The sequence below is a fragment of the Peptoniphilus indolicus genome, assembly GCF_900454665.1.
Classification (GTDB): Bacteria; Bacillota; Clostridia; order Tissierellales; family Peptoniphilaceae; genus Peptoniphilus; species Peptoniphilus indolicus.
Map to the genome: position 1 here is coordinate 1,314,370 of NZ_UGTH01000001.1, position 15,521 is coordinate 1,329,890.

15 protein-coding genes and 1 CRISPR repeat array are annotated in these 15,521 nt (G+C 29.0%); of the genes, 1 reads left to right on the plus strand and 14 read right to left on the minus strand.

Features of this window, described 5'->3' with window-relative positions:
* Positions 1-133 precede the first annotated feature (133 nt).
* The 14 genes from DYE58_RS06275 to csm6 all read right to left on the minus strand — a co-directional run bounded on the left by DYE58_RS06275 (position 134) and on the right by csm6 (position 14,556).
* On the minus strand, positions 134-871 hold the full coding sequence (locus DYE58_RS06275) for a DUF3169 family protein (protein ID WP_004819800.1): 738 nt from the start codon (positions 869-871) through the stop codon (positions 134-136).
* Positions 855-1,925, minus strand: a complete 1,071-nt coding sequence (locus tag DYE58_RS06280; protein ID WP_004819798.1) for a CPBP family intramembrane glutamic endopeptidase — start codon at positions 1,923-1,925, stop codon at positions 855-857. Before DYE58_RS06280 ends, DYE58_RS06275 begins: the two co-directional genes overlap by 17 nt.
* Positions 1,918-2,130, minus strand: a complete 213-nt coding sequence (locus tag DYE58_RS06285) for a helix-turn-helix transcriptional regulator (protein WP_040552451.1) — start codon at positions 2,128-2,130, stop codon at positions 1,918-1,920. The genes DYE58_RS06280 and DYE58_RS06285 overlap by 8 nt, the downstream gene beginning before the upstream one ends.
* A gap of 117 nt (positions 2,131-2,247) precedes the next feature.
* Positions 2,248-4,146: an FtsX-like permease family protein gene (locus DYE58_RS06290; protein ID WP_004819794.1), complete on the minus strand. Its 1,899-nt coding sequence runs from the start codon at positions 4,144-4,146 to the stop codon at positions 2,248-2,250.
* Positions 4,143-4,898 carry an ABC transporter ATP-binding protein gene (locus DYE58_RS06295; protein WP_004819793.1) on the minus strand — a complete coding sequence of 252 codons (756 nt, stop codon included), beginning with the start codon at positions 4,896-4,898 and terminating at the stop codon, positions 4,143-4,145. Before DYE58_RS06295 ends, DYE58_RS06290 begins: the two co-directional genes overlap by 4 nt.
* 407 nt (positions 4,899-5,305) lie before the next feature.
* Positions 5,306-5,645: a CRISPR direct-repeat array (repeat unit 36 nt; unit sequence GTTTCCGTCCCCTGTCGGGGATTTTTTTGTTTTTTC).
* Between the two features lie 126 nt (positions 5,646-5,771).
* Positions 5,772-6,095, minus strand: a complete 324-nt coding sequence (gene cas2, locus DYE58_RS06300; RefSeq protein ID WP_004819787.1) for a CRISPR-associated endonuclease Cas2 — start codon at positions 6,093-6,095, stop codon at positions 5,772-5,774.
* 8 nt (positions 6,096-6,103) lie between these two features.
* Positions 6,104-7,093 (minus strand): CRISPR-associated endonuclease Cas1, encoded by a 990-nt coding sequence (cas1, locus tag DYE58_RS06305; RefSeq protein WP_004819785.1) that lies wholly within the window; start codon positions 7,091-7,093, stop codon positions 6,104-6,106.
* Positions 7,094-8,191 carry a type III-A CRISPR-associated RAMP protein Csm5 gene (gene csm5, locus DYE58_RS06310; protein ID WP_172463324.1) on the minus strand — a complete coding sequence of 366 codons (1,098 nt, stop codon included), beginning with the start codon at positions 8,189-8,191 and terminating at the stop codon, positions 7,094-7,096.
* A 1-nt stretch (position 8,192) separates the two neighbouring features.
* Positions 8,193-9,101 carry a type III-A CRISPR-associated RAMP protein Csm4 gene (gene csm4, locus DYE58_RS06315; protein WP_040552152.1) on the minus strand — a complete coding sequence of 303 codons (909 nt, stop codon included), beginning with the start codon at positions 9,099-9,101 and terminating at the stop codon, positions 8,193-8,195.
* A complete protein-coding gene (gene csm3, locus DYE58_RS06320) occupies positions 9,101-9,763 on the minus strand; it encodes a type III-A CRISPR-associated RAMP protein Csm3 (protein WP_004819777.1) in 663 nt (220 codons plus the stop codon). Before csm3 ends, csm4 begins: the two co-directional genes overlap by 1 nt.
* Positions 9,764-9,777: 14 nt before the next feature.
* Positions 9,778-10,143 carry a type III-A CRISPR-associated protein Csm2 gene (csm2, locus tag DYE58_RS06325; protein WP_004819774.1) on the minus strand — a complete coding sequence of 122 codons (366 nt, stop codon included), beginning with the start codon at positions 10,141-10,143 and terminating at the stop codon, positions 9,778-9,780.
* Entirely contained in the window at positions 10,133-12,487 is a 2,355-nt protein-coding gene (gene cas10 / locus DYE58_RS06330; RefSeq protein WP_004819772.1) for a type III-A CRISPR-associated protein Cas10/Csm1, read from the minus strand. Before cas10 ends, csm2 begins: the two co-directional genes overlap by 11 nt.
* The gene (cas6, locus tag DYE58_RS06335) at positions 12,459-13,208 is read right to left on the minus strand and encodes a CRISPR system precrRNA processing endoribonuclease RAMP protein Cas6 (RefSeq protein WP_004819771.1); all 750 of its coding nucleotides are present in this window, start codon (positions 13,206-13,208) and stop codon (positions 12,459-12,461) included. The genes cas10 and cas6 overlap by 29 nt, the downstream gene beginning before the upstream one ends.
* 13 nt (positions 13,209-13,221) lie before the next feature.
* On the minus strand, positions 13,222-14,556 hold the full coding sequence (gene csm6, locus DYE58_RS06340) for a type III-A CRISPR-associated CARF protein Csm6 (RefSeq protein ID WP_115312113.1): 1,335 nt from the start codon (positions 14,554-14,556) through the stop codon (positions 13,222-13,224).
* 738 nt (positions 14,557-15,294) lie between these two features.
* Between csm6 and DYE58_RS11355 the strand changes: the two genes are divergently transcribed.
* The gene (locus DYE58_RS11355) at positions 15,295-15,504 is read left to right on the plus strand and encodes a transposase (protein ID WP_245946061.1); all 210 of its coding nucleotides are present in this window, start codon (positions 15,295-15,297) and stop codon (positions 15,502-15,504) included.
* The last annotated feature ends 17 nt before the right edge of the window (positions 15,505-15,521 follow it).

A 15,521-nucleotide genomic window follows, 5' to 3' on the forward strand; every position in this document is an offset into this window, starting at 1 on the left:
TAACACTTTAATCCGATTAGTAAAGATGTATTCACGTTTTAATTGTTTATTCTTTCAATTTCTAAACCATTACAAAAATAGTAAAACCCTTTAGTCCAAATTTGGACCTCAGGGTTTATTCTAATCACATCTTCTATTTTTTATGTTTTTCACCATCTATTACATTGTAAATATAAATAATCATTCCTATAGCAAATAGTATTCCAAATAAAAACATAGGTATTACATTCGCATTTGTTTCCATGGACACAAGACCTGTTATCAAAACAAGGAAAAATATAATATAAGTTAGCGCTTTATAAGTTTTAAAACCGGCTCTATAAGCTTCCAATTGTTCTCTTTCGTCCAAAGAATCCATATATTTTTTCCCAAATTTTATATCGAGTGTATTTTCATACTTTTCAGGATTGTATGTCTTTATAAATCCAACAATTAATTGATTTAATACTAATGTTTGTAGAACTCCTATTATAAAAACTGCCAAAGCTATTCCGAAAATTTTATTAGTTATATAGTCTTCGCTAATACTTCTCATAAAATTTGCAAAAAATATAATTCCAAATATTGCTATACAAGCAGTAATTACCATTGAAATACCCAATAGAAAATCCTTTACATATCCCTCTTCATTCTTAAGAGACCTCTTTACTTGCGCCTTTCCTAAAAAATAAAATATCCAAGCAGCTACACTTAGACTCAGAATTGAAATTACCAATGCATTAAATCCATTTTTATATAATGCTTTATCTAAATCTATAATAAAATCATAAATTAATAACCCCAAACTGTTCCTTGAAGACATAAAACCAAAAATGCCCCCGATAAATCCGATTCCTATTAAGATTAAAATACTTTTAAACTTCGACTTCACTTAAAATATCCTCCTCTAACCTTTCGTGTGGTGTCTCAATTCTAAATTCTTCTCTTCTGATGTATTTGCTAAATATAAAACCACCATAAATTAACAATACTGATACGATATTTATAGCTACCATTTGCCAACTGTATACTTGATTTTCAATCACACTTGAATCAAAATTAGTTGCAAAAAATAAAATCAAGTTGTTGTTAAAATAGTGCATCATTACCGGAGCCCAAATAGATTTTGAATACGCATATGCAAACCCAAACATTATACTATACGCAAGGCAAACTCCTATTTGGTTAACTAAACTCAAAAATCCTGTGTTTTCTGCTGAATAATAAAATAGATTAAGTGGTAAGTGCCACACTCCCCAAATAAGTCCAAGCAATAAAATTCCCTTGACCATTCCATATCTTTTTTGCATTATCGGCTGCAAAAAATATCTCCATCCATATTCTTCGCCTAAAAAAGGTATGAACACCAAGAAGAAATTCGGAACTAATATGAAAGCGAAAATTAATTTCTGTAGCGTGAAATATGATATGAAAACATCAATGCCTTCAGTTGGAATAACAGCTACAGCAATCCTCAAAAAATATAAACATAAAAATAGAATCACAATTAAAGTTACCTTCTTCACACTTCCTCTATTCAAGCTAAATAAATATCTCTTTTGTTTCTTATCTACTTTTATGCCAATTAAAAATAATATCGTGCTTACTATCAAGGTAATATTCATGACATTATTAACAGGGAAATTCTTTACAAATAAAGATGCTATACTCAAAACCCCCATCACAAAACTGACTATCGTATATATTACAAAAGAAAACTTTGGAACTTTATCCCAATCTGTCCACATAAATGCAACCATAACTCCTAAAGCCGGAGTCATCATTTGAAAGACGGGAAACATATTTACATCTACACCATTGCTCTTGCCATAGTAAATTCCCAAACCCATCAGATAATTGAGTCCAAATGCAATTGCAAAAAATATTTTCAACTGTTTTTTAACCTTATCTTGATAATGCTTATTTTCAAAAATGTCTCTATTCATCAATTTCCTCCTCATAAATAAAAATTTCTTCAACACTTACACCTAAAATTTTTGACAATTTGAGACAAACCGTTATCGACGGATTATAATCTCCTCTTTCAATTAAACTTATCGTCTGCCTACTAACTCCGACCAAAGAACCCAAATCTTGTTGATTTAATCCTTTTGCTGAGCGGAGTTCTTTTAACTTATTTAGTAAAGGCATATCTATTTCCCCTTTCATTTGACAACTATTATTGTCATTAATTATATATTTGACAACTATTATTGTCAAATAAAAAGAGATACCCTTTCAAGTACCTCTAAATTTCTATCAGATTATTTATTTTTCTGAAATTATTTTATAATATGCCTTTGAAGTCATCTTGTATACAACAAAATATATCCACAAGTACAAGATAAAAATTATTCCAAACGATGTTGCCTTATCAACTGTGTTTGTAATTCCAATTATCAAAAACAAATCATTGATTAAGAAAAACGCAACAAATATGTGTATAAAAGCTACGCTCGGCGGCAATAAAAACACCATCCAAACCTGTGATTTTATAGATTTTTTTATCTCTTCCTCTGTCATTCCAACCCTACGCATTATGTTGAAATTATGTTTTGACTCATAACCTTCTTGAAGTTGTTTATAGTAAATTATAAGCGCAGTCCCAACTATAAACACAAATCCCAAGAAAGTTCCTACAAACATCAAAGCTCCAAATATAGCTAAAAATTCCGATTTAGCATCAGTATAGCCGGTAATTTGTATATCATATTTCAAATTAGACCTTACATCTTTCATCGCTAAGCTTGGGTCTCCGTCAACATTAAACATTTCAAACTCAACCAAGCTCGCATCTCCTAATTTAAAATTCTTTAAATCTTTTACCTCTAAAACTAAGCTCCCCAAAATACTCATTTGATTTATAGCTTTCTCATTTGCAAACTCTTTTCTCTTATCTACAACCTTATAAATATTTCCATCTATGTTTAATTCATTTGCAACATCGTGCTTAGAATATGCAATTACCTCATCAGACTTTAAATTCTTATCACTTGTCTGAATAACTACCAATGCCGTTGACGCACTATTAAAAGTCTTTACAAACTTTACGTTGCTACCTTCAATTTGAGTCATTTCCATTTTGTACTCTATTTTTTCGTCATCTTTTTTCTTATAACTTCCCTTTGAAAGTCCAGCATTGATTTGAGATTTTATCTCCTCTATTTCAGCTTTAGAATATATTTTATGCTCTATAGAATAAACTATATCTCTTGGGAAAATTCCTCTTAAAATTTTATCTCCTGACCAGTAAATTGAAAAAGCAGAACCAAGCAGTACAATAGCGGCACAACTCATAATAGTTATGCTCGCAAGGCCATTTGCATTTTGTCTTATTCTGTGTACTATCCCGGACAGAGAAGTAAAATTCTGAGGTTTGTAATAAAAATTCTTTTTCTTCTTCAAAAATCCTATCACAACTTCAGTAACCGCTCCAAACCCGACAAAAGTTCCAAGCACAACAAGTAATGTTGCAATGAAAAATATCTGTAGCGATTCAAGAGGATTCTTAGTCTTGAGCGCTAAATAATATCCCGCTCCGATTAAACAGACACTTAAAAGAGCACTCACACCAATCTTTAGAGAAGACTTTTTGTGCATTCTCTTCGCCTTTATAAGTTCTAAATTTCCAAGTCTTTTTATTTTGTATATTCTTCTAAATAATATTAAAACTTCTATTCCGGTAAAAACCAAAAAAGTAATTACGATTGGAATCATAGTAGGTAAAAAACCAGTTTCAGCTTGCACATGAATAGTTTTTAAAAGAAGACTTATCTCCAATTTATAAAACAAAACCGAAAAACATATCCCCAAAACCATTCCCATTGCATAAACTAATAGAGAATCTAAACAAACCACTTTAATAATTTGGCTTTTGTCTAAACCAAGCACACCGTACAGCCCATACTCATCACTTCGCTTATCCATCAAAAAACCATCACAGTAATATAAAAACTGTGTGGAAAATACAAACAGTACAATTGCTCCGAGACCTAAAAGAGTTTGAACATGCTGCATACCATACTCTTTTGCCAAGCCCTCCATAACCGCAAGAGATACCAACGTTGAAAAACTCATTACCAAAAAACTGAAAGCTAAAATATATGGAACGTAGACACTTTTATTCTTTCTTATTCCCTCTAAACTCAGTCTTCTATAAAGATTCAATTTTTACCTCCTAAATTTGTTAGAGTGTTCATAATATCTTGGTACATTTCCATAGGTTGTCTATTCGCTCTATAAAGTTGATGGAAAATTTCGCCGTCATTTATGAACAAAACCCTACTCGCATAAGAAGCAGCCTTAACAGAATGCGTAACCATTAAAATAGTTTGTCCAGATTTATTTATCTCATCAAAATATTCAAGAAGCGTATTCGACGAATTAGAATCCAAAGCTCCGGTCGGTTCATCCGCCAATATCAAATCAGGAGAAGTTATAAGACTTCTTGCAATAGCCGCCCTTTGAGCCTGACCACCCGACACTTCATAAGGATACTTATCAAGTAAATCTTCAATCCCCAAAATGCCAGCGACATTTCTCAATTTATTTTGCATAATTGTTGGCTTTTCCTCAGACAACACCAAAGGAAGCACTATATTTTCCTTTATAGTCAACGTATCTAACAAATTATAATCTTGGAACACAAACCCAAGATGTGTCCTACGATACTTCGCCGACTCACTCTCAGAAATTTTTGAAATATCACGCCCATCAATCATAACCGAGCCATCAGTCGCCCTATCCAAAAGCGCAAGAATATTTAATAAAGTCGATTTACCACTTCCAGACTCGCCCATTATCGCAACAAACTCACCCTTTTCAACCTCAAAGTTGACTGACTTCAACGCCTCAACTGTCTTTAAACTAAATTTTGAACTATATATCTTTTTTAAATTTGAAACTTCTATAAATGCCATATCATCACCTCATAAATACATTATATAAAAAAAGAGAAAATGTACCTTTATAAAAAACTTACATTTTCTCCTTTGACCTTACATTTTTGTAAGATACATATTTTATTTTTCCCCTATAGCCCGCTTGACTTAAAATGGGTGGTTAAATTGGATAAGAAAAAGAAAAACCCCACAAGGCTGAGTATTTAGAGTTAATAACGGCAATTATTAACCTACTTACAACACTTGCAGGACTATTCAAAATTTTCAAAGGGTTAGGCTTTTAGCCTTTCCCTTAACTTCTTACCTATAAGTTTAACAGACGAAATAGGTAAACACAATAGCAAACGCATACAAAAGCACTGAGGTAAAACTCAGAGCTTCTGCTAAATGGAATAAAATAGGCTTTAAATGAAAACTTAATAATAGTTTCTATCCCCTGTCGGGGATTTTTTTGTTTTTTCATTTGAAGACACGTATGCTTGCGGACATACAGGTAAAATAGTTTCCGTCCCCTGTCGGGGATTTTTTTGTTTTTTCGAATTGAAGAAATCGGCTTTATAAAAGCTGAAAATTTAACGTTTCCGTCCCCTGTCGGGGATTTTTTTGTTTTTTCAGTTTTAGCTTCTAACTCTAAACATTCATATTCTATTAAGGAAAAGTTTCCGTCCCCTGTCGGGGATTTTTTTGTTTTTTCATTATTGAAAAATTTGGTAATACCAAGGATTTCATGTTTCCGTCCCCTGTCGGGGATTTTTTTGTTTTTTCCCTGTCCTTTATAGATGTTGAATTTGCTGGATTGTAAAATGACTTTGCGGACAGGGGTTGTTTTTATAGATTTTATCTGAATAATTTTTTAATTTAAGGCCCTATCTCTTGATTTTAAGCCATCGGTCAAAATATAACTATATCTTCTATGGCATCATTCTTTTCACTTCCAAAGTTATAAACTTTCCCATGAGCTGATAATTTGTAACAGCGTACATTATCTTCTTCTTTATCTATATAGAATGGGATTCTGTAAGCTAATTTTTCGAATTCACTTTCTGTTAAATGTGATTCGAAACAAGATTTTTGAACCGATATCATATATCCTGATAATAGTTTAAAAAATTTATTCCTTCTTTTGTTATCTACTATATCATAAATTATCAAAATTAGGTGTTTTTCTTCATAGAAAATATCTTCTTTTGCTTTTATAAGAAAGTCTTTCTGCATAATTCATCCTACCTTATTCTTATTGGGTTATATTCTTCGATATTTTTATTTTCTATAGCTCTTACTAATTTAGTTGTTTGATGGTATAGTGTCTTTCTGTATGTTATTGGCGTTTCTATTTCGTCGATATATTTATGTGTTGATGCCAATTTTTCCTGAAATTTTTTTAAGAATTCTTTTAAAAATTTAGGTTCTAAAAATACTCCTTCTCTTGTAATTTCAAAATCTTCTATTTTTGTGCTACCTGAGTTTATTAAATCCATTACAAATGCGTCTACTATTATTGCTCTGTACTCCTCTAACATATCACTCCCCAACGATGGATGATTTAATCTATGTCCATGTATTATTCCCCCATAAGGTGATAGTCCTACGCTTTCTATCTGGCCTATTATTTCGTGTAATAATATTGTATAACCCAAGCTTATCATTGAATTAAACGGGTCTCTTGGAGGCTGTCTTGTTCTCTTGTCAAATTTGAATTCTTCGGGCAATATTTTGGATAGTGCTCTAAAATATATTCTTGAAATTGCTCCTTCGTATCCCAACATTTGGTCCACGTTATCTTTTTGTGTAATTTTTCTCTTTATTATTCCTATTTCTTCTATTTCTTTATCTACTATATTTCGTCTTCGGTTCAACCTTCTAAGTAGTGTTAATTGGTTATTAATTTTATTTTCAATTATTTTTTCTGCAAATTTTCTTCTAAATTCTTCGTCTTCTATTGCTTCTATCTGGAGTTTTAACCGTTTGAAATTTCCGCTCGATGTATTTACTAATTTACCAAAGTATTCTCCTGTGTTAGAATAAAATGAAACTGTTATCTTTCTTTTTAGACAATGTTGAATAAATTGTGTGCTAAGTTGTACATTTCCAAATACCGCTACATTTTCTATCAATTCTTTAGGTACGCTTCTTTTTAAGTCGTCAGTCTCCATTACAATCCTGTCGTTATTTATTCGAACGTTACTTCCTTGTTCTGTTATTAATAAAATCATTTATTTTATCTCCTCAAACTTTATACTGCATAGTCCCATTTCAAATTTTCGATTGTTATAGTTTGTTAGTTTTATTACTCTTGGAGAAACTCCTTTTTTCCAGTCGTCTTCGTGGATATTTTTTGTATCGTTATTTCTTTTTTTATAATTAAATTTATCGTCTAATATTCTACTAACTATTTTTGTACTAATTTTCTTATCTCTTATAAGGTTATAGACTGAAGTTTTGGATTGATAACCTACACCTCCTCCTATATATATTTTTAAGTCTTCTTTTTTTGAAATCTTAAAATTTCTTATGAATTTTTCGTAAACTACAGATTCAAATTCTTTTATTGCTTCTTTTATATCTTCTATATTGTATGGAAATCTTTCATCAATATTTAATGTAAATTTAATTTCTACTTCTGGTTTTATGGCTTCTCTGTATACTGGTAGTAATTTTTCTTTTCCATCTGTTCTTCTGTCAATTTTTCTTGCAAATATTAAATTTTCTATATCTATCGGTTCACTATCTGAAATGGATATATATTTCATATAGCTATCTTTATTTTTTTCATCTACCTCAAATTCAAATGCTGCTTTATCAATATTATTAGCCATTTTTTCTAATCGTCTTATTCTATTTCTATTATTATCTTCTGAGTTTAAATATTCTTGGAATGTTCGATTCTGAGTATTTTTCATTTTATAGCTAAATAATATATTTCTTATAGCTCCTTTTAAGCTGCTTCCCGGTATATAAGGCATTCCATAAGCGTCTTTTACAAATGTTTGGATATCGTTTAATCTCTTTTTTTCATAATTTGATAAAGACTTCGCACTTAATTTATAGGCTGAAAAATCTTCTACTCTCTGCATTGGTGCAACTCTCTTAAACCATTCATATAAGTCTTTATTATCTTTAGTGTATAAAAAATTTTTTTCGTATTCTGATAGTAGTCCTTTTTTAACTAGCCAAGTTAAAAATTTGTTTTCATCTATTACGTGTACTTCCGATCTATTCATATCGTATATATATTGGCTCTTATTCTTTGTCTCTCCACTTCCTATAAATACCGGCCCTTTTGTTTTTAATGTTACTATATAATTTTTCAAGTTACACCTCCATCCATAAAGGTACTCCATATCTATAAATTTTATGATATTCATTTTCTCCTATTTCAAATATATCCCCTTCAAATTTATTATTAAATATAGAGCCTGTATCGAAATAATACATTGTATGTTTTTTAAATGTCGGCTTTTTACTTCCTCTTATATCTTGACTGTATGAAAAACCACCTCTCCTAATTATTTTATATTTTGCTTCTTGATCTAGTGTTTCAAGTTCTTCTATTCTTGCCATGCTTGATGCGAGTAACATTTTTGATTTTTCATTATTTAATTTATTTTTTAGATTTTCTGGTATGTCATCTTCTTCCATTTCAAATTTGCCTAATCCTGATGTCTTTTTGCCTCCTATTCCTGTAAAACTCAAAGAATAGAGAATGTCATCAAATAGTTCATAGTCTTCTTCATAGCCCAAGATAAAATACAATCCGTTTCCTTCGTAAAATCTATAGTATGATAAGTTATATATTTCATTTTCGTCTTTTTTATAGATTTTGGTATCCAGTGCTGATTTCCCTAATTTTTTATTTAATTTTACGATTTCCTTAGGGTTTGACTTTCCTTTTATATATTCATTCCATAAGCTTAGTGGAATGTGATTTATTTTTTTATACAGTTTTTTCTCTGTTGAGTCTCCTATATTGTCTGATATATTCAAAAGTGGCTTAGGTAAAAATAGTTCTTCTCCTATAAACGGAAATGCGTTACTTATAATTAACTTTCTATTTTTAAATTCTTCTAGTATAGTTTCTATTTTTTCTTCATCTTGAGCCGCTTCATTTATTATTGCTGAAAATATTATGTCCGCCGGAATTTCTACTACACTACTATCTATTTTCCCATTTCCTATTCTAAGCCCTGTCTTGAAATACAATTTATATATCTTGTACTTCATCATACTTCTCCCATAATTTCTCTAAGCTTTTCTATATTTTCATAATCACCTACTGCCATATTAATTTCTATATTTTCTATTTTTACTCTTCCATATCCTCTTGATCCACTCCCTCCTAGATAGTCAAATTCTAAAAGTTTAAATGCTTCTTTTAGTATTTCAAAGTCTTCTTCTATTTCTTCTTCGTTTTGTATGTTGTAGATTATTTCTAAATCAAATTCAGCGCCTCTTATAACTCTCTCTATCTGTCTTGGATTTGCTACTGCTGTGAACCTGTTTATTGAGTTTTCAAACTTAACTTCTGTTATAGATTCTATGCCTATTTTTTCTAAATCTTTTTTATTTGATATGAAAGCATCAGAAAAATATAATCTGCTAATTCTATTTTCTTCGTTTGTGTTTGTTGAGCCAAATAGTCTTAAAACTTCCGGTTCATCATTTTCGTGTCTTCCACTTACATCAATATTTCTTTGATATTGTCTTTGTAACAAATATCTAAGTTTTCCTTTTAGTGAACTTCCCGGTATAAACGGGTCATTTGTGAGTGTATCTCTCATAACTGGTGAATCTACTGCTCCTATTGCTGAGAATTCTACTGAGCCTCCTATATGAAGTCCTGTTATTAATCTGATTTTTCCTGTTATTTCTATTTTCCCGTACATTTTATACTCCTTTATTAATTACTCTTATTTGCTAAATAGTACTTATGATATGCTACCAATGCTTCCATATATCCACAAAATATTAATAATTTTTCTCGGCTATCTCCTATTTCTTTGATATTTTCTACTAGTTTTGCTTCACTTACAAATCTTCTAACTCCCTCATCTCTTCCTGAATCATATATTAAGTGTGCTCTTAATACTTGTAAGTCCATTTTTTCTTGTTCTGTAAGATTCCCTGTCTTTCTTTTTGCTTTTTCATATATAACTGAAACTTTGCTCAGTATCTTACGTATTTGATTTGTATTTAAGAGTTTTCGTTCACTTAAATTTTTTATTATCTTTTCTGCTTCATCTACGTATCCTAATTTACTTATCATTTCTTACGTCCCTTTCTAAATATACATATATATAAATAGCTGCTATTAATTCTTTTCTATCTTTTTTATTTTTTGAATAGCTATAAATTTTTTGTGAAAATTCTCTGTGCAATAAAGAATTTTCTTTGTTACTTGGCTCCAATCTTCCTAATATATAGGCCAATCTTGCCAAGTCTAATTTTTCTTTTTCCAAGTCGCCTCTCAATAACTGAACTATTTTATATATAAAAGCTTTTCCTCTCTCCTCAACTAAACTTAAATATCTGTCTATTAATTTAAATTTCTCTCCTAAAACTTTTTCTTCAAATTCTTCCCATGAAAAAGTTAGTCCACTTTCAAATAAGCTTACAGAATTTTTTGTTTTTTCTACTCCGTCTACATAATAAACATTATTTTTAGCATTTTCTTCTAAATCTCCTGTTTTTAATGACATTGTCTTAATAGGATATTTTTCTGGATATATTCCTATCCCAGCTGATATAGTCAGTGAATTCATAGTAAACTTCTTTAGACTGTTTTTTATGTCTATTGAAAATTCTAAAATATCTTTCCATGCACCTACTATAAATATGTCATCTCCGCCAGAGTATATTATCATTGCTTTTCTATTTTCTGGTTTTACATTTCTAATAGAAAATATGGGATTTTCCAATATATAATTTATGTTGTACTTAAAGAATAATGACATATTTCTTGAAAATGTCGCACTTCTTGTAAGTGATGCATATTTTGCTTCAAATCCTTTTACAAATGCTTGCCCTAAATTATCTACGTCTGCTCTAATTACTGCCAGTCTATTTATCCCTTCGCTATCTTTTGACAATATATTTAATTCTTTATTGTACACATAATCTCCAACCCACAGTTTTGTTGACATTTTTTTGCCTGAAAAACTATCATTTTTACTATATGCTCTTATCAATCCTGAATCTGATATTAATTTTTGTTGAAGTCTTTTTTTGTTTATAGCTGTTAAAATATGATTAAATGGTAAATTTAAATAATCAACTTCCGCACTCTTTTCTGCATTTTCGACACAAAAAAATTCGGCTTCCATTATCTTGTTTGAAAATTTATTGATATTATCACAGTTAGTACAAATCATATCTCCATCGTCTGATTCAATAAGATTATCTGTACATTGGCATATTTTACACTCTCTTTGATTTCCTACTTTATCTGTAAAATTTAATTTTTTTAATTGTTCTTTGTCATATCTATGAAGTTTGCTGTTTGATAATTTTTGAGATATATTTCTAAATATTTCTGTATAGGATTCTGTATTTTCTGCATTAAATGCACTACTACTGCAAGCAGTTCCTCCATACGCTAAAAATAGTTCAGTTTTAAACTTATCAATTATCCAATCATTTACTTCTTTAATTGTTTCTTCTACTATCTGCTTAACTCTTTCTGTATTTGGCAAAAGTAAGTAACAATGTCCTCCACCTGAGTACAATAAATTCGCTCTACTAAGTGAAAGTTTGTTTAAAAGCGTATCTATAACATCTTCTAATAATATTTCTAAATAAAACGATCTTGTTCTAAGACCTTTTAGTGCGTTTTTACTATTTACTGTATATATAAAATTTTGAATTCCTGACAGATCAAAACTACACATATAAAACATTTTCTCTTCATAGTATTTTTTAGAATCACTTTTTAGTGCAGTAAAATCATCAATTTTTTTATCTTTTAAATAATCATATATACATAAAGCAAATGCTGCTGTCAATTTTAAATGGTCAAATAATGAAATATCACCTATCTGATATACTGATGTAGATGATGGCACATATGTTAAATATCCTTCTAAAATTTCTTGTAATGATTCAATATATTCTTCACTTAACTCAAATTGTTTTAGTTTATCTATTAAATTTAATTTAATATCTTTATAATAATTTGAATCATACCCAACTTCTTTTTCTTCCGGAAAATTTATTCCCTTATCATGATTTAAATATTGTGCCTTATACTTTCCTTGTTTATTATTTCCATTTAAAATATTAAAAACACTGGTTAGCGCCAATTCTTTATCAAAGCCATATCCATTTTCTATATTTCTTCTATCAGCTGCCGCTGACATATTGTCGGCGATATATGTTATATACGCCAAATCATTTTTTTCTAATTTTGCTCCTTTAAAATCTTCTCCATGATGAAAACGAATGCAATTTAAAATTTGTTTGTCTTTTATATTGCATTCATTTTCTATAAATTCTAAACCTAATAAAGAGTGCTTCCTTATATCGTTTGTTCGATAAATAACTTTTCCTATGTCATGTAGCATAGAACCTATTAATAATTTTAATTTATCGTCTGTTGTATTCCCTATTTCCAACTGTCACTCCCCCCATTCCTATTGATGTCTTAATACCTATTCCGCTATATTCTGCAAATTTTAACAATAAATTTGATATGTTTATTAATTCCTTTGAACCTTTGGTTGAAATATCTAAATTACCTTTAAAACTTGCTATCTTAACTCCTTCTAAACTATACTTTGAGCTCATTATATGGTATCTACTTATATGACTATTATTCACAAGTTCATTTAACAACTCTTCACTATAGAGCTTATCGCTACCAGTACTATCAAATTTATTTAATAGATTTTGATATATTAGCTTAACTGACGGCATATTTTGATAATATCCTTGGCTTTTAAATGAAATTGGTGTAATTACCTTTAAATTTTTAGTCCTCTCATTTTCTTTTCCAAACATTATCTCACTTACAAAATCTTCTTTTTTTACAACAGCTTTTCTGACTTCTTTTACGGTTAACAATAGATTTTTACTATCTAAATTAATTTCTCCAATATTTTCTATTTTCTCAATTATATTTTTGTATGCAAATTCATCTATTCCTGATACTATCCACTCCACTCCTTCTTCTGTTTTATTTATATATTGTGAGTATGGATTATATGGTAATGTATGCAAATAGCTTGCAACATCGCTATCTAAATTTTCCATCAAAAATCCTTGAAACAATGAACCTGAATTATAGTTTAATACATTTGCTTTTTCCCCTAGCTTTAAAACTATTTTACTAAGCAATATACATTTCCTCCTATTTAAATGACTTTTTTATTTTTTTGTTCATTAAATCATAAGAATCGTAATGATTATTTCCTATTTCTAATCCACTTAATTTCATTAGTTCGAATATTTTATCCAATATTTCATCTGAACCAAATTTTGACTCTCTTTTTATTAGACTATCATCTATTCTTATAATTTCATGTGCTGCTCTATTTCTAAGCTTTCCTTCTACATCTCTAATTTCTAAAGATAAATCCAGTATTTTTTGATTATCTATTATTCTTTCATTTTTTATTATCTCTATCAAATGAACATTTTGTATAAAACTATTGTAAGTAAAATATGGGAATTTACTTTTTATAGCATTAACTATCTCTCTTCCTTTTTCATCCCTATTTAATTTATCTTCATCCCAAACATAATGTTTTTTCCCATAATTGTATTTCCAATAATTCTTAAGTTTTATATCTGCATTTTTATCTATTATCAATATAAATAACTCTGTTACTAGCGGAGTAATTCCTCTTATTAAATCCAAAAACATTTCTTTATTTTTTAGAGTTTTCAAATATAGGAAATATTCAAGTATGTCTTCTCCATCCCCTTTAATTCTAAAAAAGTCTTCATCAGCTTTTCTTAAAAAACTTACCATTGATTTTATATTTAAAATTGATCTATAATAAGCTGCATTAAGTAAGTTCATTGTTTTTTCAGATAACATTTCTTCAATTGTTCTTGCTATTTGAAGTGCAGATGAATAATTATAACTATCTAACTGTGAAAATATTAATTCTCTTTTAATTTCATAGTTAAAGTTATTACTTGCAGCTTCTCTACTTCTATTAACTATATTTTCATTAGATTTTTCTGCTATAATTTCTAATACTGCATCTAAGTCAAAATCATTATCTTCAAATTTTCTATTAGCCGCTTTAGTTGGTGTATCAACTTGTATGGCTTTCATTTTGTAGTTTCCCAATTTACTAAGCACGAATAGAGCGTTTTTCATTGCCGGTGTTCCTGAAGATATATTCAATAAAATCTCATCATTTGGATTTTTATAGTGTATATCATTTAAAGTTTCTCTAAATATCTCATAAAAATTATCAAATATTTGAACTTCTTCTAAAGATTCATCTTTTATAATCTCAATTTCAACATTTTTATTCATACTTTTATATAAAGTCTCAATTGAAAGCACATATCTATTATCTATTTTATGCAATTCATATATTTCTTTAGAGAAAAACAAAACTATCTTTTCAGGTTTATACATTCTACTTATATGTAATAATGAACCTTCATCATAATTTGAATAAGAAACCGGATCTGTCATGCCGACAGGTGAAAAAAGAATTTTCATTTAAACCTCCAAAATCACTAGAATAAACATTTTCCCAAATATATTATATAACTATTATATTTTTTGTTAAACCATCTTTCTAAAATATCTTTTACTATTTTTTATAAATCTATATAATTATTTAAAAAGAAAAAGTCAATCTAATCTACCTGGTACGATGTTTTAAGCAAAATAAATAAACCAAGCGGAATAACTCAGCCAACTAAATTTACAATTAATCAACAAAAAACTTAAAGCTTAACTAATGAATCTACTGATAATAGTATTGCTAATTCCGTATTTTCCAAATTATTCAATCAACTGATGAAAAAAGATACATATCTTTAGAATGCCTCTTATTAAAGAAAGAGCAATATAAAATCCTATATAAATTGCTGTTAAAAACATTACTATGACCACTGAAATAATAATCTTACCCTTAAGAATTCCAAAATCAAAAGACAGAAAATTTTCTATATACCTATCAAAATATAACAAAGAAACAAAAAATAATTCTAATAACCTTATTAGACATGTATATTCAAAGTATCTTAACTAAAAATATCAAAAATAAGACTGTGTAAAATTTTGTGTATAGAACTTCCTAATTAGGGTAAGGAGAACTAATCCGGATAAATTTTTATTCCAAGAAAAATATCAGAAACAAGATCAAATAAAATATCAAAATGTTAATCCAAGAGTATCAACCGTAAACAGTACAGTACCTACAAGAAACTTAAAAAATTTTTAGGAGATACAATGGAGCGAATATTAAAAGCTGAATTAGGTAATCATTTATACTATGAATATGGTGAAAAATCCTTATCTTTTAATGCAATAAATGATTCAATTAAGAAAACCGTTAAATCATCTTATGGAAATGATATTCCAAGAGATAGAGAAGGATCCTTCGAACCACAAACTTTAAAAAATACGAAAAATATATATCAAACTTTGACAGTTTATTAAATTTATGTAAAATTAAG